The 25,070-nt window shown below is 67.3% G+C and carries 20 protein-coding genes; 9 read left to right on the top strand and 11 right to left on the bottom strand.

The features are described from left to right. Positions 1-4 precede the first annotated feature (4 nt). Together BLQ75_RS12485 and BLQ75_RS12490 are read left to right on the top strand one after the other, a co-directional pair. Positions 5-874: a hypothetical protein gene (locus tag BLQ75_RS12485; RefSeq protein ID WP_092601826.1), complete on the top strand. Its 870-nt coding sequence runs from the start codon at positions 5-7 to the stop codon at positions 872-874. 376 nt (positions 875-1,250) lie between these two features. Further along, complete coding sequence (locus tag BLQ75_RS12490; protein WP_092601827.1) at positions 1,251-3,836, top strand: tetratricopeptide repeat protein; 2,586 nt, start codon at positions 1,251-1,253, stop codon at positions 3,834-3,836. Between the two features lie 182 nt (positions 3,837-4,018). On the opposite strand, the gene BLQ75_RS12495 is transcribed toward BLQ75_RS12490, so the two are convergent. The 5 genes from BLQ75_RS12495 to BLQ75_RS12515 all read right to left on the bottom strand — a co-directional run bounded on the left by BLQ75_RS12495 (position 4,019) and on the right by BLQ75_RS12515 (position 12,451). Then, positions 4,019-6,241 carry a 3-hydroxyacyl-CoA dehydrogenase NAD-binding domain-containing protein gene (locus tag BLQ75_RS12495; protein ID WP_092601829.1) on the bottom strand — a complete coding sequence of 741 codons (2,223 nt, stop codon included), beginning with the start codon at positions 6,239-6,241 and terminating at the stop codon, positions 4,019-4,021. Between the two features lie 87 nt (positions 6,242-6,328). Then, entirely contained in the window at positions 6,329-7,546 is a 1,218-nt protein-coding gene (locus BLQ75_RS12500; RefSeq protein ID WP_092601831.1) for an acetyl-CoA C-acetyltransferase, read from the bottom strand. A gap of 456 nt (positions 7,547-8,002) precedes the next feature. Beyond that, a complete protein-coding gene (locus BLQ75_RS12505) occupies positions 8,003-9,337 on the bottom strand; it encodes a (Fe-S)-binding protein (RefSeq protein WP_092601833.1) in 1,335 nt (444 codons plus the stop codon). A 301-nt stretch (positions 9,338-9,638) separates the two neighbouring features. Continuing rightward, entirely contained in the window at positions 9,639-10,928 is a 1,290-nt protein-coding gene (locus BLQ75_RS12510) for an FAD-binding oxidoreductase (RefSeq protein WP_092601835.1), read from the bottom strand. Beyond that, positions 10,928-12,451, bottom strand: coding sequence for an FAD-linked oxidase C-terminal domain-containing protein (locus BLQ75_RS12515; protein WP_092601837.1), 1,524 nt, complete (start codon positions 12,449-12,451; stop codon positions 10,928-10,930). Before BLQ75_RS12515 ends, BLQ75_RS12510 begins: the two co-directional genes overlap by 1 nt. Positions 12,452-12,681: 230 nt before the next feature. On the opposite strand from BLQ75_RS12515, the gene BLQ75_RS12520 reads away from it, so the two are divergent. Genes BLQ75_RS12520 through BLQ75_RS12540 form a run of 5 tightly spaced genes read left to right on the top strand, consistent with a single transcriptional unit; the run spans position 12,682 to position 16,756 of the window. Further along, entirely contained in the window at positions 12,682-13,182 is a 501-nt protein-coding gene (locus BLQ75_RS12520; protein ID WP_211481335.1) for a YbaB/EbfC family nucleoid-associated protein, read from the top strand. Between the two features lie 7 nt (positions 13,183-13,189). After that, complete coding sequence (locus tag BLQ75_RS12525) at positions 13,190-14,869, top strand: WXG100 family type VII secretion target (RefSeq protein WP_211481336.1); 1,680 nt, start codon at positions 13,190-13,192, stop codon at positions 14,867-14,869. Positions 14,870-14,878: 9 nt separating this feature from the next. Then, entirely contained in the window at positions 14,879-15,640 is a 762-nt protein-coding gene (locus BLQ75_RS12530) for a hypothetical protein (protein WP_092601839.1), read from the top strand. 1 nt (position 15,641) lies between these two features. Continuing rightward, positions 15,642-16,358: a hypothetical protein gene (locus BLQ75_RS12535; RefSeq protein WP_092601841.1), complete on the top strand. Its 717-nt coding sequence runs from the start codon at positions 15,642-15,644 to the stop codon at positions 16,356-16,358. A 41-nt stretch (positions 16,359-16,399) separates the two neighbouring features. Further along, on the top strand, positions 16,400-16,756 hold the full coding sequence (locus tag BLQ75_RS12540) for a hypothetical protein (RefSeq protein ID WP_092601843.1): 357 nt from the start codon (positions 16,400-16,402) through the stop codon (positions 16,754-16,756). A gap of 132 nt (positions 16,757-16,888) precedes the next feature. Here BLQ75_RS12540 and BLQ75_RS12545 read toward each other — a convergent pair whose 3' ends face one another. From BLQ75_RS12545 to BLQ75_RS12560, 4 genes are all read right to left on the bottom strand, one after another. After that, on the bottom strand, positions 16,889-17,773 hold the full coding sequence (locus BLQ75_RS12545; protein WP_092602043.1) for an oxygenase MpaB family protein: 885 nt from the start codon (positions 17,771-17,773) through the stop codon (positions 16,889-16,891). A gap of 5 nt (positions 17,774-17,778) precedes the next feature. After that, positions 17,779-18,930: an alkaline phosphatase family protein gene (locus tag BLQ75_RS12550; RefSeq protein ID WP_092601845.1), complete on the bottom strand. Its 1,152-nt coding sequence runs from the start codon at positions 18,928-18,930 to the stop codon at positions 17,779-17,781. Between the two features lie 105 nt (positions 18,931-19,035). Beyond that, positions 19,036-20,178 (bottom strand): acyl-CoA dehydrogenase family protein, encoded by a 1,143-nt coding sequence (locus BLQ75_RS12555; RefSeq protein WP_092601847.1) that lies wholly within the window; start codon positions 20,176-20,178, stop codon positions 19,036-19,038. 76 nt (positions 20,179-20,254) lie between these two features. Beyond that, a complete protein-coding gene (locus tag BLQ75_RS12560) occupies positions 20,255-21,418 on the bottom strand; it encodes a CaiB/BaiF CoA transferase family protein (RefSeq protein ID WP_244515483.1) in 1,164 nt (387 codons plus the stop codon). A gap of 109 nt (positions 21,419-21,527) precedes the next feature. Between BLQ75_RS12560 and BLQ75_RS12565 the strand changes: the two genes are divergently transcribed. Together BLQ75_RS12565 and BLQ75_RS12570 are read left to right on the top strand one after the other, a co-directional pair. After that, complete coding sequence (locus tag BLQ75_RS12565; protein ID WP_092601849.1) at positions 21,528-22,253, top strand: MerR family transcriptional regulator; 726 nt, start codon at positions 21,528-21,530, stop codon at positions 22,251-22,253. Positions 22,254-22,510: 257 nt separating this feature from the next. Then, positions 22,511-22,960, top strand: coding sequence for an SSI family serine proteinase inhibitor (locus BLQ75_RS12570; protein WP_092601851.1), 450 nt, complete (start codon positions 22,511-22,513; stop codon positions 22,958-22,960). A 283-nt stretch (positions 22,961-23,243) separates the two neighbouring features. Here the strand turns inward: BLQ75_RS12570 and BLQ75_RS12575 are convergent, their stop codons facing one another. Together BLQ75_RS12575 and gcvH are read right to left on the bottom strand one after the other, a co-directional pair. Beyond that, a complete protein-coding gene (locus tag BLQ75_RS12575; RefSeq protein WP_092601853.1) occupies positions 23,244-24,599 on the bottom strand; it encodes an L-serine ammonia-lyase in 1,356 nt (451 codons plus the stop codon). Positions 24,600-24,681: 82 nt separating this feature from the next. Then, positions 24,682-25,053, bottom strand: coding sequence for a glycine cleavage system protein GcvH (gene gcvH, locus BLQ75_RS12580; RefSeq protein ID WP_092602047.1), 372 nt, complete (start codon positions 25,051-25,053; stop codon positions 24,682-24,684). Positions 25,054-25,070: the final 17 nt, after the last annotated feature.

Here is a 25,070-nt window from a genome sequence, read left to right on the forward strand (position 1 = left end):
GATCTTGCGCCCCTGGACCACGCGCACGTTGAACGCTGTTGTTGTGGCCGCGGGGTTCGCCGCAGCCGGAACGGGAGCGGCAGCGGCCGACTCCCCCGAAGCAACGACGCCGGACCTCAACAAGCCGGACCTGTCACAGGTCCCCGATGAGATCGACTTCACCGTTCCGCTCGACACCTGCAAGAACCCGGGTGTCCCAGGACGGGAGAAGATGCCCTGCGCGGACACGACGCTGCGGACGAACACCCCGAACCTCGTCAAGGAGGTCGGCGCCGAGATCGCCAGGCTCGGGTACGGTGTCGGCAACGAGGTCCGCGATGGCGAACCGACACTGCAGTCCGGCGAGGCGACCAGGCTGCTCGGACATGTGGCTACCACCACCGCCAAGGCCGAACAGCTGACCAAGACCCGCCCGGAGGTCGGCGTCAACGTCAGGCCCGACCACACGGGCGTGCTGCGTCAGAACAGCGGGGAGACCGAGCTGCTCGACGCCGAGGTCGGCCCACGCGGCGAGAACCACGAAGGCGCGTCCGCACTGGACACCGCCGTGGACGCCACCGTCGCGCAGGGCTACGACAGCAAGCCGATGACCAATCCGGTCGGCACGCTGGGCAAGGTGGTCAGCAACAACCCGCTGCAGACGTCCGGCAAGCCGGTGGAGCTGCCCGAGGTGGAACACGTGGTGCCCGCCACGCAGGACGTCCCGACGGTTCGCCGGCTGGACGACGACCCGTCCGGCGCGGTGCGCGACGCCGCGACCGGTCTGGTGACCAACCCCTCGGAGACGCTCTCGATGGGCGAGGGAACCAGCCTCAACGAGGCCAAGACGTTGCCGGTGGGCGACGTCCTGAGCAGGGCGACGGGCCTGAAGTGACCGACGCTCGGGCGCGGGAACTCCGTTCCCGCGCCCGAGCGGCGCGGTCGAGCGAGTGAGCTCCCCACCAACCGATCCGAAAAAGCACCGGCGAATCACCCACTCGGACGAAGAATTCAGTCCACAGCCGTTGAAGTGGCGGGGCTCCGGTTCCCTCCGTGGTTCCGATGCCATTCGCCCGAAAAGCGGCTCGCGGTACGAGGAAAGTCGGAAACCGGACCGACGTTCGGTGTAGCACTTGTCACCGACATCTGGGACCGGTCCTTCACGGCAAAGCTTCACAGCCGCGTCTCCACCGCCAGTTCCAGCCCGACCGCCTGCTCCGAATCGACAAGAACTACTGCGTCGCAAGTCGATCGTGCGATACACCTCGGATGTGGCCGAAACGCACAACATATTCAACGGCAAGGCCGAACGGGTCGTGCAAGCAGGGCGGGTCGAAACCATGCATATGCATGTCTCATCCCCCGCTCCCGAGTCCCTGAGTGTCCTACCACCGGCTCCGAACACGTTCACCGGCCGTGTTCCGGAACTCGACGAGCTGGTGGGGAAACTGTCCACCACCGGCTCCCCCGAGAGGAACAGTGTAATCACCATCACCGGACCGCCGGGAGCGGGCAAAACCGCGCTGGCACTGACGGCGGCTCATCGAGCCGTGGAGGCAGGGCGGTTCCCGGGAGGGACGCTGTTCGCCGATCTGCACGGCTACGACTCCGATCAGCGTGCTGCTCCGGAGAACGTACTGAGCGGTTTCCTCCGTTCCATGGGAGTTCCTGGCGAACATCTGCCGCACGCCCTCGGCGAGCTGAGCGCGCTGTTTCGGAAACGACTCTCCAACTGCTCATCCACTTTGCTGGTGCTGGACAACGTATTCCACATCGAGCAGATCGAATCCTTGCTACCGCACCACACGGAGCACCGCATACTGATAACAACTCGCAACGAACTAGCTTTGCCCGAAGCACGGCGTCTGGTTCTCGGCACGCTCTCGCCAACCTCCTCCGTAGATCTGCTCAGCGATATCCTGCGAAAAACGAACAGGGATGACAACCGCATCCGTGAGACCGACAAACTTAAGGCACTGGCACGGAAGTGTGATCACCTCCCCCTCGCCCTCCGGATCCTGGCCGGAATCCTGGTGACCGAGCAGGACAGACCGCTGGACTCGGTGCTCGACTCCCTCAACCACGACGGCGACCGGCTCGATCAACTCGACCCGGGAACCGGATACAGCGTGCGGACCGCGCTGACGCTGTCCTACCGGTGCTTGGACGCCGAGGCGGCGAACGTATTCCGACTTCTCGCGCTGCATCCGGGCAACGAGTTCACCCACGACCAAGTAGCCACACTCGTAGGACGAACGTCGAACAAAACCGACATCCTGCTGTGGCGACTACGCAGGGCGCACCTACTACAGCCTGGCACTCATCCCGAGAACCACAGTTTCCACGACCTCACCCGCCTTTATGCGCGTGAACGCCTGGAAACCGACGAACCGGCCACGAACGCGCAGGAAGCGCTGGGCCGACTCCTCGAGTTCCACACAAGACAGGCGGACGCGGCAGCCTACCTCCTTTCGGAGGAAGCGGACGACTCTGTCGTGGAACGGGCTTTCGAAACCCCGGTGGAAGCGCTGGAGTGGGCCGGAGAGCAGTGTGAGACGCACGTAGCCCTCGTGTCACTGGCGGTGCGGCACGGACATCACGAGCGCGCGCACGAACTGGCGTGCGCCCTGGATCCCCTGATGTGCTTCCGGCACAGCTGGATCGAGCGAATGCACGTACTCCACTCGACCATCGAAGCGACTCAGCGATTGGGGGACAAGAAATCGGAGGTATTCGCCTTCCAAAAATTGGCGAACACTTACCGATGGCTAGCGGAACACGAAGAGTCATTGAATTGCCTGCAAATCACCGTTTCACTCGCAAAAGATATTTCCGAGCGCATACTGCCGGCGAAAGTAACCCTCGAACTCGGTGAAATACTACTCGAAACCGGCGACACCAAAAAAGCAGTTCGCATACACAAGAGGGCGGAAAAAATTTTCCGCCTGACAAACGAAGACAGTTTTCGTGTCGCGGCGCTGTGCGGGATCGGGGAATCCCAATACGCGATAAACGAAAACGAAAACTCCCGGAAAAATTTCCAAAAAGCGCTAAAACTTGCCGACAAAACAAACGACCGCCCGGGCAAACTCCGCGCTTCGAGTGGTTTGGGAAGCGTGTTCATCGCCGAAGGCGACCACGAAAACGCCGCCGAATACCTGACTCATGCCGTGAAACTGACTCGACCCGACAGCGATATCGAGAAAGCCGATATACTAGAACGTTCCGCTGACCTGAACATAGCATTCGGCGACCTCGACGAAGCCGTCAAATTCCTGAATAGGGCACTTGATCTATACTGCCACCTGGGAAAACACAATAATTTTTCCCTTGCCCTGGAAAAGTTGAGAACAATCCTGCCGCCAAACGAAAAAACCAACCTCGAAGAAACCGCGAAATTCACCGAGAACGCATTCACCGAAACATCGTCACCCTCTTATCGTGTACTATCCACTCCGCCCCCTTCCACATCTTCCCCGACACTTCCAAGGCTAAAATACGGTTACCTGGCCAGAACAGCGACACTGACAATCTGCTGGACTTGGTTGTTCGTCGACAGCATGGTCCAGAAAAAGCAACCGGATTGGCTCCCCAGCTGGTTCTGGCTGTTCTTGTTCGTCAACGAAATCCTAGTGGGAACATACTACATGTATGAACCGAAAAAACGATCAAAATTATTCGAAACAACCGAAAAAATATTCATTAAAATTGCCATGGTTCACAGCTTGATCACCCCTATTGGAGCAATACTGGCAACGTGGTTAACCTTTGGTCCGATCGCCGCGATCGCAGTGTCGACAATACTTGCCACAATTAACTTGACAGGATTGTCAAAATCAAAAAGAATAAATATATGACAAAAACCGACGAAGCGACACCGCGCCGCCGTTCTCAATTCTATTCTTTCTTTGTCCTCGATTCTGAATCGGGACCATGCTGCTTCCGACTCCTGCTGATCCGGCAAAACGACGGAGTCGATTGGGTGGGCCGCGTCCCCATCCAGGGAAACGACCCACCCACGTTTTGAGCCGCAGCGGTATCAGGCCGCAGCGGCGGTCACGATCTCCTCGTCGGGTTCCCCGACGTCGAAGACCTCACCGGACTCGGCCTTGGCCACCAGCGAGGCGGGCGGCTCGAACCGGCTGCCGTAGCGTTCGGCCAACTGCTTGGCACGCGCCACGAAACCGCGCAGCCCACCCGGATAGCCGTTCATGTACTGCACCACGCCCCCGGTCCCGGGCGGGAAGCCGATCCCGAAGATCGACCCGATGTTGGCGTCCGGCACCGAGTCGAGCACTCCCTCGTCCAGGCAGCGCACCGTCTCCAGCGCCTGCACGAACAGCAGGCGTTCCCGCAGGTCCTCGAACACCACCCGCTCCGGATCGAGACGGCCCGCACCGAAGTGCTCGGCCAGCCCCCGCCACAGCCCCAGACGCTTGCCGTCCTCGGAGTACTCGTAGAAGCCCGCACCGGAGGAACGCCCCTTGCGCCCGAACTCGTCGACCATCCGGTCCAGGATCGGGTCGGCGGGGTGGTCGTTCCAGCTGCCGCCCTGGGCCTCGACCGCCTTGCGCGTCTCCTCCCTGATCTTGCGGGGCAGCGTGAGGGTGAGCTCGTCGAACAGCTGCAGCACCGGAGCGGGGAAGCCCGCCTGCGAGGCGGCCTGCTCGATCGAGGGCGCCGCGACCCCCTCACCCAGCATCGCCACTCCCTCGTTGAGGAAGGTGCCGATCACCCGGCTGGTGAAGAAGCCCCTGCTGTCCCGCACCACGATCGGGGTCTTGCCGATCTGGCGAACGACGTCGAAGGCCCTGGCCAGCGCCCGGTCGCTGGTCCGCTCACCACGGATGATCTCGACGAGCGGCATCTTGTCCACCGGGGAGAAGAAGTGCAGCCCGATGAAGTCCTCCGGCCTGCTCGCGCCCTCGGCCAGGTCGGTGATCGGCAGCGTGGAGGTGTTCGAGGTGATCAGGGCGTCACCGGAGACGTACTGCTCGGCTTCGGCGTAGACCTGGTGCTTGACCTTCGGGTCCTCGAAGACCGCCTCGATGACCAGGTCGCACCCCTCCAGCTCCGCCGCCCGGTCGGTGGGGGTGATCCTGGCGAGCACGTCCTCGCGCTCCCGTTCGGAGATCCTGCCCTTGCCGAGCGCCTTGTCCAGCACCTGGGCGGAGTACTGCTTGCCCTGCTCGGCGGAGTCGGCGGAGACGTCCTTGAGCACGACCTCCATCCCCGCCTTGGCGCAGACGTGGGCGATGCCCGCTCCCATCATCCCGCCACCGAGCACGCCGACCTTTCCGGCCGACCACTCCGGCTGCCCGTCGGGCCTGCTGCCGCCGGAGTTGATGTGCTCCAGGTCGAAGAAGAAGGCCTTGCTCATGTTCTTCGAGGTCTGCCCGCACATCAGCTCGACGAAGTAGCGCCCCTCGATGGTGAAGGCGGTGTCCACGTCGACCTGGGCACCCTCCACCGCGGCGCAGAGGATGTTCTCGGGGGCGGGCAGGTCGGCACCCTTGAGCTGCTTGCGCAGGTTCGCGGGAAAGGCGGGCAGATTCGCCGCGAACTTCGGGTCGGAGGGGGTGCCACCCGGAATCCGGAAGCCCTTGCGGTCCCAGGGCTGGCTCGCCTCCGGATTCTCCTTGATCCAATCCCTGGCCGCTCGCATCATGACGTCCCGGTCCTCGACGATCTCGTCGATCAACCCCAGCTCACGGGCCTTCTCCGGACGCAGGCGCTGGCCCTGCGTGAGCACGCCGAGCAGCGCGTCGGCTATGCCGAGCATCCGCACGGTGCGGACGACACCGCCCCCGCCGGGCAACAACCCCAGGCTCACCTCGGGGAAGCCGAACCGGGCCTTGGGCGAGTCCAGCGCGACGCGGTGGTGACAGGCGAGAGCGATCTCCAGCCCGCCGCCGAGGGCGGTGCCGTTGAGGGCGGCGACGACCGGCACGCCGAGGGTCTCCAGCCTGCGGAGCTGCCGCTTGGCTGTGGTGCTGCTCTCGGCGGCGCGCGCCACGTTCTCGGGACGCGCCTTGATCAGCTCGCGCAGGTCGCCACCGGCGAAGAAGGTGCTCTTGGCCGAGGTGAGGACCACTCCGCTGATGTTCTCGCGCTCGTCCTCCAGCCGCTGCACGGTCTGCTCCATGGAGCGCAGGTAGCGCTCGTTCATGGTGTTGGCCTGCTGCTCGGGGTCGTCGAGGGTGAGGACGACTACCCCGTCGGCGTCTGGGCCCTCCCAGCGGATGGTGCTCTGTTCACTCATTGATCCGTCCTTGGACGCTGTTGTCGGAAGTCGGTCGAGCGGCCCGGGCGAATGGCCGCGGCATCGTCGGGGTCTCGGGATGGCCGTTTACTCGTCGACCCGTTCGACGATCGTCGCGATCCCCATTCCGCCGCCGATGCACAGCGTTGCCAGGCCGTAGCGCTGGCCCCGGCGCTCGAGCTCGTCGACGAGGGTGCCGAGGATCATCGCCCCGGTCGCGCCGAGCGGGTGCCCCATGGCGATGGCGCCGCCGTTGACGTTGACCTTCTCGTGCGGCACCCCGAAGTCCTTCATGAACTTCAGCGGCACGGCGGCGAACGCCTCGTTGATCTCCACGAGGTCGATGTCGGAGATGTCGAGCTCGGCCTTGCCGAGGGCCTTCCGAACCGCGGGTCCCGGCCCCGTGAGCATGATGGTCGGGTCGGCGCCGCTGAGCGCGGCGGAGACCACCCTGGCACGCGGACGCATCCCGTGGCGCTCGCCGAACCGCCGACCACCTATCAGGGTGAGCGCGGCGCCGTCCACGATGCCCGAGGAGTTGCCGGGCGTGTGCACGTGGTTGATGTTCTCGACCCAGTGGTACTTCTGCAGCGCGACGGCGTCGAAGCCGCCCATGTCACCGATACCGGCGAAGGAGGGTTCCAGACCGGACAGCGTCTCGGTGGTGGTGTTGGGGCGGACGTGCTCGTCGCGGTCCAGCACGGTCATACCGTTGCGGTCGGTCACGCCGATGACCGATTCGGAGAAGCGACCGTCGGCCCAGGCCTTGGCGGCACGGGTCTGCGACTCAGCGGCGAAGGCGTCGACGGCCTCGCGGTCGAATCCCTCCAGGGTGGCGATCAGATCGGCACCGATGCCCTGCGGCACGAAGGAGGTGTCCAGGTTGGTCTCCGGGTCCATCGCCCACGGCCCGCCGTCGGTGGCCATCGGCACCCGGGACATGGACTCGACGCCGCCCGCGAGCACGGCGTCCTCCCAGCCGGAGCGGACCTTCTGCGCGGCGGTGTTCACGGCTTCCAGCCCGGAGGCGCAGAACCGGTTGAGCTGCACGCCGCTGACGGTCTCGGGCAGCCCGGCCGCGAGCGCGGCTGCCTTGGCGATGTCGCCACCCTGATCGCCCACCGGGGTGACGACGCCGAGTACCAGGTCGTCGAGCGCGGCCGGGTCCATGTTCGGGTGGCGGCGGCGCAGCTCCTCGACCAGCCCGACGACGAGGCTGATCGGCTTGGTGCCGTGCAGCGCGCCGGACTTCTTGCCGCGACCGCGCGGGGTGCGGATCGCATCGTAGACAAAGGCCTCGGACATGTGTGGGGTGCCTCCTCGTTGCGGCGGTCCTCCATGAAGAGTGTGACACCAAGACTGTCACAGTCAATGGGCTACGATTCTCCCCGCCCCGAGGAGTGAAAACGGGTTTGGCCGGACGACACGGCCCTCCAGCGCGCTTCGATCCGAGACGTGGACCCGTCCGCACGATCGGCTCTCCGGTTCGACCATTCCTGACGGAACCGCGTCGTGCCTTCGCAGAACACGCGCAGGGGATCGTCGGGCACGGAGTGGGCCCGTGAGGATCCTACCGCCACCCGGATCCGGGTCATCCCGCTCGCCGACCGGCGGAACGGCGTGGAGATCGGCAGCGCACCGCGACGTGACGGCGAGCTCCGATCCGGTGGGCGTTACCTCCGGGTGCTCGCGTCCCACCACGAGGCCCCACCCACGTGCGGGACGCGACGCCGGCCGAAAGCCCCGTCCGGAGAACCGCTGTCAGCCGGTCTCACGGAGCAGCGACTCGGACGAACGACCACGAATCGCGGCGTCGAGCAGCTGCACGGTGTGGGCCATCGGCATCCGCGCTCCCCTGGCCCGCAACGCCCCTCGGATCTGCATCGAGCAACCGGGATTGGCGGTCACCAGCAGATCCGCCCCGGTGTCGAGCACGTTGTCCGCCTTGAGCTCGCCGAGCTCGGCCGCGGCGTTCGGCCGCAGCAGGTTGTACACCCCGGCCGAACCGCAGCAGATCTCGCCCCGGTTGATCTCGCGGAGCTCGATTCCCGGGATCGCCCGCAGCAGTTCGCGCGGTTGCGCGCGGATTCCCTGACCGTGGCTGAGGTGGCAGGCGTCGTGGTAGGCGACCCGCATCGGCAGCGGGGCGCGCCGAGCGACCGGTCCCAACTCGACGAGCACTTCGGACACGTCACGCACCCGCTCGGCGAACTCCGCCGCGCGGGAGGCGTACATCGGGTCCTCGGCGAGCAGCCGGGAGTAATCCTTCATCGCCGAGCCGCACCCGGCCGAATTGACCACCACGTAATCCACCCCGGCCGTGTCGAGGGCGTCCAGCGTGGCCCGCGCGAAGCGCTTCGCCTCCCGTTCACGTCCCGAGTGCTCGCTGAGCGCTCCGCAACACCCCTGCGCACGCGGAATCACCACCTCGCAGCCCTCGGCGGCGAGCACCCGCGCGGTGGCGGCGTTGACTTCCGGGAAGAAGACGTGCTGCACGCAACCGGTGAGCATGCCCACGACGGCCCTGCGCGTCCCCGCCGCCGGTACCCGTTCGGGCAGCGGAACCGAACGCCTCACGGGCGGCACGAGCGACTCCATCGTGCGCATCCCGGCGGGCAGCCTGTTCAGCAGGCCGGTGCGGCGCAGCAGCGCCCCTATACCGAGCCGCTGGTAGAGCGCGAGCGGGCCGCGCAGCGCTCGCAGCCTGCGCCGGTGGGGGAACAGCGCGAAGATCACCGCGCGCCACCAGCGCTGCCCCGGCTCACGGCGGTGGTTGCGCTCCACCTGCGCACGGGTCCGGCTCAGCAGCGTCCCGTACCGCACCCCCGAGGGGCAGGCGGTCACGCAGGCCATGCACCCCAGGCAGTTGTCGAAGTGCTCGACCATGCTCTCCGAGAGGGGTTCCCCGTCGAGCCCGGCCTCCATCAGGTGGATGCGGCCACGCGGGGAGTCCATCTCCTCGCCCCACAACTCGTAGGTGGGGCAGGTGGGCAGGCAGAATCCACAGTGCACGCAGTCGTCGATCAGCTCCCGTTCGGGCGGGTTGAACACGTCGAACGCGCCCTCCGCGCCGGAGCGCCCCGACTCCTCACTCATCACTGCCCCTCGGAAGTGTCTGGAGTTGTTCCGATGTTCACCGAACCGAGCGCCGGACCGAAGCTACGGACACACCGCCGAACATTTCGCGTACCGACATCCGGTCATCCCTTCTACTCGGCGCGACAGCGCCGAACCACCACTCACGCCGCTCGACCACCCGCGGGTTCTCTCGTGGTGCTCTCGCGAGGAAGGCCCGACGTTGTGTAGTACCTACCCGATGTCGGGCCTGGCCGCAGCGAGAGCCCGCGAGAGGTTCCGCCAAGCGACCACCTACGGCGACCGAGCCGACAGTGCGACATCAGAGACCTCCCACGAAACGCCCGGGCGCGAGCCGGTACTCCGGGTCGAACTGCTCCTTGACGCGGCGCATCAGGCCGAACACTCCCTCCTCCGGCATTTCCCAGGGATCGACCAGTTCCAGCACCGGGGTGGGAGCGCACAGCACCGTGGTGTGACCGTGCAGCGTCGTGGTCGCCGCCCGCAACCGCGAGACCGCGTCAGCCGTCCGAGCCGCTCCGGCGTTCGCGGGAACACCGCCGAACAGCACTCCGGCACCGGCCGAGCCGCGCACGGCCAGCGGAATCCCCGCTTCCGCTGCCGCCCGACCGGCGTCGTCGAGCAGCCGTGCGAGGTCGGCGGGCGCGGCGGCGAAGCGCAGGCCGGTGTCGCCCGTCAGGGGAGCGAACGGATGAGCGCCCCACCAGTCCGGTGCCGCGTGCCCGACCTCGGCGGTGACCCCGAACTCGGCTCCGAGGCGCTCGGCCAGCTCGTGCGCGCGCTGGTCGGTGGCTTTCGGCATCCCCTCCAGTTGCGCACTCACCTCGACGGGGGACTCGGGACTCGGCCGGTCTAGCTCGATTCCGGTGGGCACGGCCTGCGAGGCACGCAGCGACCGCACCGCCGCGCCCGCCGTCCCGGCGTCGGGCACGCGCAGCGTGACCCAGCGGTGCTCGGCGGCCAACGGGTGCAGCCGGAAGATCGTCTCGGTGATCACGCCCAGGGTTCCGTGGGAACCGGTGTAGAGCTTGCCCAGGTCGTAACCGGCGACGTTCTTGACGACTTTGCCCCCGGAGGCGGTGACCTCACCGTCGGCGCGGACCACCGTGATGCCGATGAGCAGGTCCCGGATCGTGCCGAACGCCTGGCGGCACGGCCCTGCCGAGGCGGTGGCCACGATCCCGCCGAGAGTGGCGCCGGGCAGCGGGTGGTCCACGGACAACCGCTGCCCCGCCTCGGCGACGGTTCGCCGGACACGGGACAACGTGGTGCCCGCCGTGGCCCGCAGCACCAGGTCACCGGAGGCGTGTTCGAGGACGCTCTCGGTTCCCGAGGTGTCGAGCACCAGGTCCACCCCGGTGGGAGCAGCGCCCCAGTCCAGCTTGCTCCCCCCGCCACGCGGCACGATCCGCAGCCGGTGCGCGGCGGCCACCCGTAGCACTTCCGAGGTCTGTTCCGTGCTGCCCACCCGCGCCACCCAACGCGGCCTGACCCCTCGCACGGCGTCGGACTCCGCGGCCTCGTGGAGTCCTTCTGGGCCCAGTACGTCCGACAGTTCGGTCTGTGCGGAATCCAGGGTGCGGGAGGTCATCAGAATTCGTCCGCCAATCCGGCCTCGGCGAGTGGGTGGGCGCCGCGCCGTGGCCCAGGCACCTCACCGCAGAGGCGGGGCGTGGGGAACACCTTGCCGGGATTGCACATCCCGGCGGGGTCGAAAGCGCAGCGCAAGTACTGCATGGTGTCCAGGTCCTGCGGGGTGAACATGCGCCCCATGTAGCGGACCTTGTCCGCGCCGACGCCGTGCTCACCGGTTATGGAGCCGCCGTGTTCGACGCACAGCTCCAGGATGGCGCCGGAGACCTCCTCCGCCCGTTCGGAGGCACCGGGCACCGAACCGTCGAACAGCACCAGCGGATGCAGGTTCCCGTCGCCCGCGTGGAAGACATTGGCCACCCGTACCCCGGACCGCGCGGACAGCTCCGCGATCCGGCGCAGCACTTCGGGAAGCGCGGTTCTGGGGATCACGCCGTCCTGCACGATGTAGTCGGGACTGATCCGTCCGACAGCGGCGAAGGCCGACTTGCGGCCCTTCCAGATCAGAGCTCGTTCCGCCTCGTCGGCCGCGCTCCGGATCTCGAAGGCGCCGTGCTCCTCGCAGTGCCGCCTGACCTCGGTGAAGGTGTGTGCCACCTCGGCCTCGGGGCCGTCCAGCTCCACGATGAGGACCGCTCCCGCACCCTCCGGGTAACCGCACCGGACGGCCTGTTCGGCGGCGGCGATGGAGAGCTGGTCCATCATCTCGATCGCCGCCGGGGTCACTCCGGCCGCGATGATGGCCGAGACGGCTTCCCCCGCCTCGTCCGTGGACGCGAATCCGGCCAGCAGCGTTCGCACGCTCTCGGGCTTGCGCAGCAGTCGCACGGTGATCGAGGTGACCACGCCGAGAGTGCCCTCGCTGCCGACGAAGGCCCCGAGCAGGTCGTAACCGGGGGCGTCCCTGGCCGGGCCGCCCAGTTCCACGGTCTCGCCGCCGGCGGTGACCACGGTCATCGACAGCACGTGGTTGGTGGTGAACCCGTACTTCAGACAGTGCGCTCCCCCGGAGTTCTCGGCCACGTTGCCGCCCACGGAGCAGACCTGCTGGCTGGAGGGGTCGGGAGCGAAGTAGTAACCGTGGGGAGCGGCGGCCCTGGTGACGTCGAGGTTGATCACCCCGGGTTCGACCACGGCCCGCTCGTTGTCGATGTCGATCTCCAGGATGCGCCGCATCCTGGAGGTCACCACCAACACACCGTCCGACCGGGGCAGGGCCCCCGCGGAGAGACCGGTTCCGGAGCCGCGCGCCACGAAGGGCACCCCGTGCTCGGAACAGCTCGCCACCGTCGCGGCCACCTGTTCGGCGTTCTCGGGCAGTACCACCACGGCGGGCACCGTGCGGTGGGAGGCGAGGCCGTCGCACTCGTAGGTGAGCAGCTTCTGCCGGTCGGTGATCACCGACCGCTCGGGCAGCGACGAGCGCAGTCGCGCGAGACATCCCTCGATGTCCGGCGGACCCGCCACGTCCCCCGTCGAGGAGACCGCTTCCTCTTGCCGGGGGGCCTCAGTCGAGGACATCACCGAACTCCTCACCTGGTTGTGGGATACGGAACGCACCTGGCAACCGCGTGACGCGGACCATAGGACCGCGCGGACACCGACCACAACAGATCAACCGGGTGTGTTCGAGACCACATCGCGAGTGTACGCGCAACCGGGAGAGCCCCGATTTCGCGAACAACCCACCGAGTTCCGCGCCGGCGCGGTAGGGTCCGTCACAGGCGAAGTCGATCTCTCGGGGGAACATCGTGGACGTATCGGAACGCATCCAGCGGATGATGTCCGACTTCGAACAGCAGGCCGCCAAGGCCGCCGAGGTCAAGGAGAGGATGAGCGAGCTGCGTGGCACGGCACGCAGCGAGGACGGCACGGTCGAGGTCACGGTGGCTCCCTCGGGAGCGGTGCTGGACCTGCGCCTCGAGTCGGGGGCCGTGCGGCAGTCCCACACCGCGCTGCAACGATCCCTGCTGGACACCATCCGGCAGGCCACCCAGGACGCAGCCGCGCGGATGGACGAGACCGTGCAGCCGCTACTGGGTGACAGGGCCGAGCAGTTCAAGCAGGCGTTCAACTCGCACGGCGCCCAGCCGGTCACCCCGGAGCCGGGCGGCGGGACACCGGAAAGCGGGGCAGGCACCGCGTCCACCGACTCGACGAACGCGGCGCGCGGTTCCTCCGGCGCGGGTGGCGGCCGCCCGGACTGGGAGGACGAGGACGACGACTTCTCCGACGGTTCCTTTCTGAGGTGATGTGCCGATGTCCACGAAACTGGGAGTCCAAACCGAGGCGCTCTACGCCTACCGAGACGGTTCACAGCGGGTGGCGGAACATCTGGAGCAATTGTCCTCGCTGCTGGAGCAGGCCAGGGTCAGCGACGACTGCTTCGGGCCGCTGGGCGAATTCCTCGCGTTCAGCTACTTCAACTCGCTGGAGGAATGCCAGAACACGGCCACGAAGGCCGGGCGATTCATGGAGAAAACCGGCAAGGCCGTCGGCGAGTGCGCCCAGAACTACACCGATACCGACGGGTCGGAGGCCGACAAGATCGCCAAGCTCGACCTGAGCGCCATGCGCGCGGACGGCTCCGGGCCGGGCGGCTTGTCCGAGGTGAACAGCGCGGGCGCCGACCAGGCCCGCACCGAGATGGAGCAGATCGCGAACTACGGCAGCTCCTGGGCCTCGGCGTCGCAGAGCCTGGCGCGGGCCAGTGACCCGCCGAGCGTCGCCATCGCCACGGTCAACATGCGCTCCGAGCAGCTCAACGCGCTGACCAGCCCCGGGCAGGCGTTCGTCGACAACGGGCTGGGCTTTCTCATCTCGATCGTGATCAGCCCACTGGTGGAGCTGATCCTGGAACCGGCCGTGGGCGATCCGGCGCAGATGCGCAGTACCGGCAAGGGTTGGGCCGAGGTGGCGGACTGGGTGGACCGGCTCGCCGAGCACGAGGGCGAGCGCGCGCGGGCGACCGAACCCGTCTGGGAAGGACAGGCCGCCGACGCCTTCCGCAAGCAGATGGACGAGTTCGTGTCGGGCGCCAAGGCCATGGCCACCGACGTCCGGGGGCTGAAGGAGGCCCTGGACCTGGCGGCGGACCTGTTCGACGCGTTCGTGGAGATGTGCATCGACATCATCCAGGAACTGGTGATCGGACTGATCGTCGAGTGGTTGGCCGCGCTGGCCGCCTCCTGGATCACCGCCGGTGCGTCGGTGGGCGCGGCCTCGGGAATGACCACCGCACAAGTGGCCATCACCGGCACCCGGCTGGGCAGCAAGGTCGCCAACCTGCTGCACAAGCTCAAGCCCATCGTCACCAAGCTCGAGGACCTGCTGCAGAGTCTGCGCAAGGGGCCGTTGCGAAAGGTCGTCGACAACATGGACGACTTGCGCAACGGGAACAAGATCGAGCAGTGGGTCTCTCGCAAGATCGATTCCAAGCCGGTGGGCAAGATCCTGACACACGGCGACACCACGGAGATCCGCAAGGCTGAACGAGCCTTGGAGGAAACGAGGGAAGCCGCGGCGCGCGGCGAGAAAACAGCTGCGGACGTGGCAGCCGCCCAACGTAGGCTCGACGAAGCGAACATCCCCTCAACGACCGGAAACCGATTCGCCAAACAGGCTTCCCTGGACGACGAGGGAACCGTGATAGCTCAAACGGATCGCAACGGAAACCCGAAGACGTCGTGGAGCGGTGATCTGCATCCTGAGCTGGAGAAGGCCCGAGAAGAACGAGCCGTGGCAGCTAACCTGGCGCAAGCTGGTCTGAACACGGTGGGTCTGAACGGCGAGGCACGTTGGCAGGACGCGATCCTCCACCAAGGAACCTCGGCTGTGGTCAACGAAGGTGTCGAACAGGGCATCAAACAGGGTTACGACGAGACCACCGAACGCAGCGACGAACAGCGGCAGGCCGCCCAGGAACGCGGCTTCGACTGAGGAGAACGGATGGGTTTGGACTCCCCACTGCCCAGATCGCTGGAGGCACGCGCCACCTGGTGCCACCCAGACGAAGCGATCCGCTGGGTCTTCGCGCAGCAGTCGATCCGTTACGACGTGGCGGGACTCGACTCCACGGGCAGCCCACTGCCCGGTTGGGGCAAACGACTCGGCCAAGGGATCAAACGAGCGGCGGGCAACGCTGGTGGTGTCGCGTTGGAAGTAGGGATATCGGTCGCGAGTGGTGACTGGATGGGCGGCGGCGACGAGCGGCGGAACGAGTCGGTTCCCGATCTCCCCGATGTCACCGTGTTCGGACCGGGCCCGGACAGCGAGGCGGCGCGCCTGCTGTCGCAGCACGAGCTGGCACGACTGATGGGAAGCGACAAGCTCGACCTCGACAAACTGGCCGGCGACTGGATCCTCACCTCGCGACGACTGGCGATCCTGGTACCGGAGAACGGGAGCTCCCGGGATTCGAGCGCTTCCGGCACGGTGCGCGGTGCTCTCGCCCGGGTCGGCGAGAACATGCGGAAATCGGAAGGAACGTCGGGACGTCGATCGGAACCGGACGGCCTCTCCAGCTTCCTCGAATTACCGGTTTCGAACATCACTGACATGGCGATCGTCGACAGGACTCCGGGGAAAGCACACGAATCTGAGCCGCGAAAGTGCTTTCGGACGACACTGTTCGACGGCTCCGGTTTCGATTTCCACAAACCCGAACCTGCCGCCGAGCAGATGTTCGAAATGGCTCGAGGAAAATCCTGACATGTCGCTGGACAAGGACTCGCAAAAAGAGATAGACGATATGGTGAGGAGATACGAGTCCCTCGCCGCGAGCTGGTTGAGCCCCGGAGAGGAGATCATCTGGCAGAAACCCGCTCCTGAAGCACATGCTGCCTCTTTCGTGGGCGACCTGTTGCGGGCTCCTCATACCCCGCTCGGGGACACCGAGACGGTCAAAGGAGACTCATCCGAGTGGCGGCTTCCCTCCAGGGTGGTAACCGATCGAAGGTTCCTGACCGACGAATGGGCCGATGACCCCGCGATTCACTGCTGGGCCACCGCGGAACGCCCCGACGACGAGTCGATCCGTTTCGCCGACCACTTGGCTGCCTCGCACGGCCACCCGGAAATACTTGCTACCAACGAACGGCTGGCGCTGGTGCTCGATGCGAGCCTGATCGCCACAGCGGAGCAAAGCGTCGAACCGGGTTCGTCAGGAATTCTCGGCAAGGCGCGACGAATGGCTCGGCACGCCCGGGAAACCGCGAGCGAGCTGTCACACCGGAACGGAACAGGTAAGATGATCTCGTTCTACGAGATCACACTGAACACGATCCGAAGCTTCGGATCCTCATACCGGGGAAGATCGATACCCCGCCGAGAATTCCTCCGGTTCGATTTTTCCGACGGATCCAACGTGATGATCGAGACCGGACACGCCGACAAACACGCTCGGAAACTCAACGAGCTGCTTCGCTGAAAAAGACCCCACGGCCGGACTCACCTACGCGAAGGAGTTCCATGGTAAAGGTCAAGACGAACGAGCCGAAGCGGCGCAAGGACAGGTCGGCACCGTTCTGCGTCGTCACCGGCGCCCTCTTCGTGGTCTGCGTCGCGCTGGCCGCCACGATAACGGAGCTGGACCTGAACTACGGAGCGAGTGGTGACACCTGGAGCCCGGTGCTCAACACCGCGCTCGTGGCCGGTTGGGCGTTCGACCTGCTGTTTCTGATCGCCTACCTGAACGCGGGCGAAGTCTCCGGACCCTCCGACAGCATCGTGGCCAACCTCGCCAAGGGCGCGCTGAAGGTGGTCATGCTGCTGGCCGGGTTCGTCTACCTGATCATCATGCCGATCAACCTGTTCGCGATCTGGTAGAACTCCGATCCGGCCACGATGCCTCCCCCGAGCGGGGAACCTCCCATCGCTCCCCACTCGGGGCTCGCCCGGCTACCGCGAAGCGGCGCGGCGACTCGACCACCCTCGCGCGGCTCACCGGACGGTCGTGGCTCACCGGTCCGGCAGCGCGCCGAGGTCTCCGAGCCGGTAGCCGTTCGGATAGCCCGGATAGCTCAGCTTCCTGCCCCGTCCGAGCCTGCTGACCTGGCGCGCGGGCAACAGGCGCTCGGCCATCCCGTGCAGCCGCAGCGCCGCGGTCACGGCCCGCGTCTCCCACCGCCTCGGTTCGGGAAATCCGAACGCCGTGCGCATCGCGGGCTCCAACCCGGCGATGAAACCACGGCGGACCAGCCCGTGCAGCGGTTTCGGGAACCACGCGCAGACCATCGCCAGGTTGTCGTGACCGACCTCGCGGTTGCTCTCGGCGTACCTGAAGTGCTCGGCCTCGTAGTCGCGGTTGAACCGGTCGAACTCCTCGTAGCCCGGAATCCCGCGTATGCCCATCCGCAGCCCGATCTGGTGGTAGTGCCAGTACGCCGCCGTTCGCTCGTGGTCGCTCAACGGGCGCCAACCGTAGGCGTCGATCCACCTGATCGGTTCGTAGATGAACGTGGACAGCACGTAGAGCATGTCGTCGTTGCTGATGTCGTAGCGGCCGTGCATCCGGTTCACCATGCGCAGCGCCTGCTTCCCCCGCTGCGAGTCGTAACCGTGCCTGCCCATCTCCTCCATCAGTATCGAGGTGTCGTCGTAGCGCTTCTGTGCCCTGCACCCGAACTCGCCGGTCTGCCGCAGCAGTTCGGAGATACTGGGCACGCAGAAGGTGCGGAACAGCGCCAGCTCCAGCGCGCGCGTGTAGTCCCAGGGGAACTCCAGTCCCGCCGATATGCGATAGATCAGCGTGTGTTCGCGCTCCGGGTCCAACCGCTGGATCAACCGCAGCCTCGCGTACTTGCCCAGCGGATCGAGTCCGCGCGTGCGCCCGGGACGTGACATCGGCATCAACCTCGCGCCAACAGCAGTGGGACGTACTGCTCGTCGGCGGTCAGCGAACCGTGCTGTCCCAACAGCGCGGCGGCGTTAGGCTCGGCCGACGAGCGGATCACTCCATTGTGGCGTGCCAGGGCGATCACGTCACCGATCCTGGCACGAACTCCCTCGGATATCACCGCGCCGAACCAGCCTGCCTCGACGGCCTCCTCCGCCGTGACCACCACCGCGTCGGAGCCGAGCTTCTCCCGCCAGGTGTCCAGCACGTCCGGCGTGGCACCCGGTTCGGTGTAGACGTGCCGCACGCGCACCTCGCCCCCCACCAGCCGGACCCCCCGGGCGAGTTCTTCGTCGGTGTCGACATCCGGCGCACGGCCGGGATCGGAGGGAACCATGCCGTGATCGGCCACCACGAGCAGCTGACTACCGGCGGGCAGCCGCTCCGCGACCGATTCCACCAGCCGGTCCACCTGGCGCAGCTGCATCCGCCACGGCGGCGAACCCGGCCCGTGCACGTGGCCCAGCATGTCCAGCTGGCCGTGGTAGCCGTAGCACAGCACGGGAGCTGGCTCCGCCATCGCCGCGAGCAGCTGGGAGGCCAGATCCCCGAGGGCGTGGACCCCCCGGACGTCGCCGCCCCGCAGCGCCGCCCTGGTCAGCCCGGTCCCCTCGAACTCGGCGGGCACGACCAACCGGGTGTCCACCCCGGCGGCCACCGCACGCTGCGGCACGGTCCGGTTCGGCTGCACCGTTTCGGGAGGCCACGCGGCGAGCATACTCGTGTCCTGACCGGATCCGTCCCGCCTGGTCCACGACAGCGGCCGCAGCAGTGCTCCACCCGGCTCGGCGAAGGAGTAGCCGACCACGCCGTGCTCCCCGGAGCAGCAGCCGGTTCCCAGCGAAGCGATGCTGGTCGCGGTGGTGGTGGGGAAACCGGCCGTACCCGGCCTGGCGGTGTCCAGCTCGCTCAGTGTCGGGGCGTCGGCGGCGTGCTCGCGCAACAGCCGCCAGCCGAGCCCGTCGACCAGCAGCACCGCGGCGGAGGAGCACTCGGGAAGTCCGATCCGGTCGGTGAACCCCGCGGTTCCCATCGCTCCCAGTGCCGAGGGCAACGTGTCGGCCAGCTGCCACTCGGCCGCGTCCGGGGCGACGATCCAGTCCATGGCCGAACCTCCGTCGGTGCCTGGGTCACTGGGCGGTTTACCGGCCTACGGGCTCCGCGCCCGCGCGGAACGGGAGTACGGAGCCGCCGGCCCGGTTACAGCCTCTCAGATGTCCAGGTACCTTCCCACGATCTCCTTCATGATCTCGGTGGTACCGCCGTAGATGGTCTGCACCCGGGTGTCGAGGAAGGCCTTCGCGATGGGGTACTCGAGCATGTAGCCGTAGCCACCGTGCAGCTGCAGGCACCTGTCGACCACGCGCTTGTTCATCTCGGTGACCCACCACTTGGCCATGGCGGCGTTGTCGATGCTGAGTTCGCCCTTGAGGTGTTCGCGCACGCAGCGATCGACGAAGACCTGTCCGACCTCCACTTCGGTCGCCATCTCGGCGAGTTCGAACCGGGTGTTCTGGAACTTGCCGATGGGCCTGCCGAAGGCGGTGCGCTCCCGGCAGTACTCCTTGGTCATCTCCAGGGCCTTGGCCGCCCCGGCCGCCGAGGCCGCGGCGATGGACAGCCGCTCCTGCGGCAGGTTCTGCATCAGGTAGATGAAGCCCTGCCCCTCCTCGCCCAACAGGTTCGCGGCGGGAACGCGCACGTCGTTGAAGAACAGCTCGGCGGTGTCCTGGGACTTCTGGCCGATCTTCTCAAGATTCCGGCCGCGCTGGAAGCCGTCCCGGTCGCTCTCGACGACGAGGAGGCTGATCCCCTCGTGCCCCGCGTCGGGGTCGGTGCGGGCGACCACTATCACCAGGTCCGCGTTGATGCCGTTGCTGATGAAGGTCTTCTGCCCGTTGATCACGTACTCGTCGCCGTCGCGAAGGGCCGTGGTGCGGATACCCTGCAGGTCGCTTCCCGCCTCGGGCTCGGTCATCGCGATGGCCGTCACGGTCTCCCCGGTGCAGAAGCCGGGCAGCCAGCGCCTCTTCTGCTCCTCGGTGGCCAGCTTGGTCAGGTAGGGCACGTTGATGTCGTTGTGCACCGGCGCGCCGAACCCGGTGACGCCGGCCGCGATCAGCTCCTCGTCGAGGACGACGTTGAACCGGAAGTCGTCGACGCCGCCACCGCCGAACCGCTCCTCCACGGCGGTGCCGAGCAGTCCCTGCGCCCCCGCCTTGAGCCAGGCGTCCTTGCTGACCACCCCGGCCGCTTCCCACTCCTCCTGATGCGGCACCAGCTCTTTGGTGATGAAGGACCGGCACGTCTCGCGGAACGCCTCGTGTTCCTCCTCGAAGAGTTCCCTGCGCATTCGACTCACGTTCCTTTCGGTGTGCTTGGGGGAACCGGACGGTCTCGGTCCCGCCGGCCTCGGTCGTCGCGGCGGGTCAGGAGTGGTCGCCGAGCTCTCCGTGCACGGCACCGGAGGAGATCAGGTCTTCGCGGTCGGCGACCCGCCAGTCCCGCAGTACCCGACCGCTGTGCGCTCCCGGCTCGGCGACGCCGCCCGGCGGCGGCGCGGGAGTGTGGGAGAACCGGGGAGCGGCGGCGGGCTGCACCACTCCACCGGACTCGACGAGGGTGTTCCTGGCCCGCACGTGCGGGTGCGCGGCGGCCTCGGTCATCGACAGCACCTGGGTCACGCAGGCGTCGGAGCCCTCGAAGACCTCGGTCCAGTGCCGTGCGGTCCCGCTCGCGAAGGTCTCGGTGAACCGTTCGCGGATCTCGGACCAGTTGGCGGGGTCGTCACGGTCGGGCAGTTCACCGGACAGCCCCAGGCCTTCCAGCAGCCGCTCGTAGAACTGCGGTTCGAGCGCGCCGACCGCCATGTACCGCCCGTCGGAGGTGGCGTAGACGTCGTAGAACGGTGCTCCGCCGTCGAGCAGGTTGGTACCGCGCTCGGTGCTCCAACCTCCGGTGGCGAGCATGCCGTGGAGCATGGTGGCCAGATGGGCCGATCCGTCCACGATGGAGGCGTCGACCACTTGCCCTCCTCCTCCGGCACGAGCTCGCAGCAGGGCCGCCAGCACCCCCACTGCCAGGTACATCGCGCCGCCGCCGAAGTCCCCGAGCAGGTTCACCGGTGGCCGAGGCGGGCCGTCCGCGTCGCCGATCGCGTTCAGCACGCCGCTGAGCGCGATGTAGTCGATGTCGTGCCCCGCGCTCCGCGCCAGCGGGCCGTCCTGGCCCCAGCCGGTCATGCGTCCGTAGACGAGGTCGGGATTGTGCTCGAAGCAGGGATCGGGCCCTATGCCGAGCCGCTCCGCGACGCCGGGGCGGAATCCCTCCAGCAGGACGTCGGCGCGTCCGGCCAGCGCCAGCAGCGCCTCGGGGCCGCGCTCGTGCTTGAGGTCGAGCTGGACGGATCGCTTGCCCCGGTTGAGCAGGTCCTCGCCACCCCCTGCCCCGGGACGGTCGACCCGCACCACGTCGGCTCCCAGGTCTGCCAGCAGCATGGCGCAGAACGGCGCGGGTCCGAGCCCGGCCACTTCGACGACCCGAACTCCGTCCAGCGGGCCGGATCCGCCCACTCGCTCAGCCGACTGCGCCACCTCGGCACGCTCCCTCGTTCCGCACACGGGTGATCGCGACCACCCCTATTTCGACGGAGCTAGTGTTACATTTCTGGTGTCACATTGGTCAAGTAGTATCCTGCGGGGCATGCTCCGAACAGTCGACGAAGAGCTCACGATCGACGAGCTGGCCTCCAGGGCGGGCGTGACCGTGCGCACGGTGCGCTTCTACGCGTCACGCGGCCTGCTGCCGCCACCCCGACTGCGCGGCCGCGTCGGGCTGTACGGGGCGGACCACCTGGCGCGGCTGGACCTGATCAGGGAACTGCAGAACCTCGGGTTCACGCTGACCGCCATCGAGGGACACCTGGAGCGGATTCCCGAGGACGCTCCCCCCGAGGAGCTGGCACTGCAACGCGCGCTGCTGGCCCCCTGGACGAGTGACCAGGCCGAGGAGATCGACCGGGCGGAGCTGGACCGCCGGGCCGGGCGCGCGCTCTCCGACGAGGAGACCGAGCAACTGCTGACGCTGGGCATCCTGGAACGGATCACCGACGACAGCGGGCGAGAACGACTGCGGCTGACCAGCGCGTCGATGCTCAACGTCGGGTTGCAGATCACCGAGCTCCAGCTGCCCTCCGAAATGCTGTTGCAGGCCAAGCACATCGTGGAGCAGCACACCTCGCAGATGGCAGGCGAGCTTCGCGAACTGTTCGCGGCCAACGTGCTGCGTCCCTACGTGGAGCGGGGACGCCCGGAATCCGAGCGGGAAAGGGTCAGGACGGCGGCGGACCAGCTACGCCCCCTGACGATCCAGGTGCTGGTCAACGGTTTCCAGCGTGCCGTCAACGAGGTCATCCGCAATCATGTCTGACCGAGGACCTTCGCTCGGCCGTGGGGTCCTGGCCGAGCGGAGGCCCCGAAGGGGCCCGGCAGGAGGCGGACACCTCGAACGGATCGACCGAGGAGGTCCGACGGAACCGCGCCGGTCGGCCGCCACCCGATAGCCGACTTCCCGGATCGGGGGAAACCCGATCCGGTGAGATTACCGCTCGAATGCGGCGTAGGCCCGCTTCCAACGGGTAAGCATTCCGGGTGTCAATCCCCTACCCGTACGCGAGGAAACACACCATGAGCTTTTCCGGAGCGCTCGGTCGTACCCTGCTCACCGCCACGGCGGTCGCCGCGGTCTCGCTCGTGCCCGCCGTATCGCACGGGGGCGTCGAAGAAGCGTCGGCCGCCGCCCCGACGACGGCGGACGGAACCGACCGGGGAGTCAGCGTGCTCAGCCTGCGGGTCGTACCGGGCGACCGCGCGGAGCGTGCGCGCTCGGCGATCCTGCGCTGCGGACCGGCGGGTGGCACCCACCCGAAGGCGGAGGCCGCGTGCGAACGGTTGGTGAAGGCCGGCGGCGAGTTCGGCGCGCTCCGCGCGGATCGGGACCCGATGTGCCCGTTGGTGTACCGACCGGTGACCGTGCACGCCACCGGGACCTGGCGGAACCAGCCCGTCGAACACCGCGAGACGTTCTCCAACGAGTGCGAGATGAGCGCGCACACCGGCAAGATCTTCAACTTCTGACCGCGGAGCCGTCGTCCTGTCCTCGGAGGACTCGCTCGGCGGAACCTCCCGCACGGCTCTCGCCGCGTCGCTGGTCCGATCGGGCTGGCGCGGTGGTCGCGCAGCCCGCGCGTGAGGCGGCGCCCAGCCACGTTGGACCGCTGGTGAGCAGTGACCCGCGGGGGTGAGGCGGCCCGGCCCCGACGTTGTGTAGCACCTACCCGATGTCGGGGCACCCGCAGCGAGGCGCCGCCGGAGGTTCCGCCAAGCGACCAGCTACGGGTGCCGCGGCGAGAGAATGCCCTCAACACTCGATGACGTTCACGGCGAGCCCGCCCCGGGCGGTCTCCTTGTACTTGTCCTTCATGTCCTCGCCGGTGGCCCGCATGGTCTTGATGACCTTGTCCAGCGATACGAAGTGACTGCCGTTGCCGCGCAGCGCCATCCTCGCGGCGGTGATCGCCTTGACCGAGGCCACGGCGTTGCGCTCGATACAGGGGATCTGCACCAACCCGCCGATGGGATCGCAGGTCAGACCGAGGTTGTGCTCCATGGCGATCTCGGCGGCGTTCTCCACCTGCGCCGGAGTACCACCGAGCACTTCGGCCAGCCCCGCCGCCGCCATGGAGCACGCCGATCCCACTTCGCCCTGGCATCCCACCTCGGCACCCGAGATGGAGGCGTTCTCCTTGAACAGCACGCCGACGGCACCGGCGGCGAGCAGGAACCGCACCACTCCGTCCCCGTTCGCTCCCGGCAGGAACCGCATGTAGTAGTGCAGCACGGCGGGAACGATCCCGGCGGCGCCGTTGGTCGGTGCGGTCACCACTCGCCCGCCAGCGGCGTTCTCCTCGTTCACCGCGAGGGCGTAGACCGTCACCCACTCCATAGGGTCATCGGTGTCGCTCAGTTTGGCGCGCAGCTCCGCCGCGCGTCGCTCGACCCGCAGTCCGCCGGGCAGGGAGCCACCGCTGTTGCAGCCGTTGTGCACGCACTCGCGCATGACGTGCCAGATCGACAGCAGTTCGTCGTGCACCCGCCGTTCGTCGCGCCAGGCCAGTTCGTTGGCGAGCATGAGCTCGCTGACCGAACAGCCGGTCCTGGCGCAGTGCTCCAGCAGCTCCGCCCCGGTTCGGAACCGATGGGGCAGTTCGGTGGTGTCGTGTTTGATGCGGTCGGTGCCCGCGGCCTCCTCGTCGACGACGAAACCGCCGCCGACGGAGTAGTACACCGCGCCGCACAGCCGCTCGCCCGCGTCGTCGAAGGCGGTGAACCGCATGCCGTTGGGGTGCGCCGGTAGCGTCTCGCGCCGGTACAGCACGAGATCCTCGTCGAAGTCGAAACCGATTTCCTGGGTGCCGCCGAGCAGCAACCGGCCGGTCGAGCGGATCTCGTCGACCCTGCCGGAAACCGCGAGCGGATCGACCGATTCCGGTAGGTGGCCCTCCAGGCCGAGCAGCACCGCCTTGGGACTGCCGTGACCGTGCCCGGTCGCGCCGAGCGAGCCGAACAGCTCGGCCCTGACCCCGACGGCGCGGGACAGCAGGTCCTCGTCACGCAGTCGCGCGACGAACCGCGCGGCCGCACGCATGGGTCCGACGGTGTGCGAGCTGGAGGGGCCGATCCCCACCGAGAAAAGATCGAAGACACTGATCGCCATTGATCGTCTCTTCTTGGTTCGTACGTGGTTCGCGGACCCCGCCACCTCGTCGTGGCGGGGTCTCAGTCAGCTCCGGTCGGAGTCACTCACCCGTGAGCTCGGCGTACTGCTCGGCGTCCAGCAGCTTGCCGTACTCGCTGACCCGCAGCTCCAGCAGCCAGCCCTCACCGAACGGATCGTCGTTGATCTGGGAGGGGTCGTCGACGACCGCCTCGTTGACCGCCACGACCTCGCCGGTGGCGGGAGCGTAGAGGTCGCTGACCGACTTGGTGGACTCCAGCTCGCCGCAGGCCTCGCCCGCGGTGATCTGCTTGCCCACCTCGGGCAGGTCCACGTAGACGATGTCGCCGAGCGCGTTGGCCGCGTAGGGGGTCACGCCGACGCGCACGACATCGCCGCGCTCGGCGAGCCACTCGTGCTCTTCGGTGTACTTGAGATCGGTGGGCAGGCTCATGGGGAGGCTCCATTGCT

It is taken from the genome of Actinopolyspora xinjiangensis, assembly GCF_900104475.1.
GTDB lineage: Bacteria > Actinomycetota > Actinomycetes > Mycobacteriales > Pseudonocardiaceae > Actinopolyspora > Actinopolyspora xinjiangensis.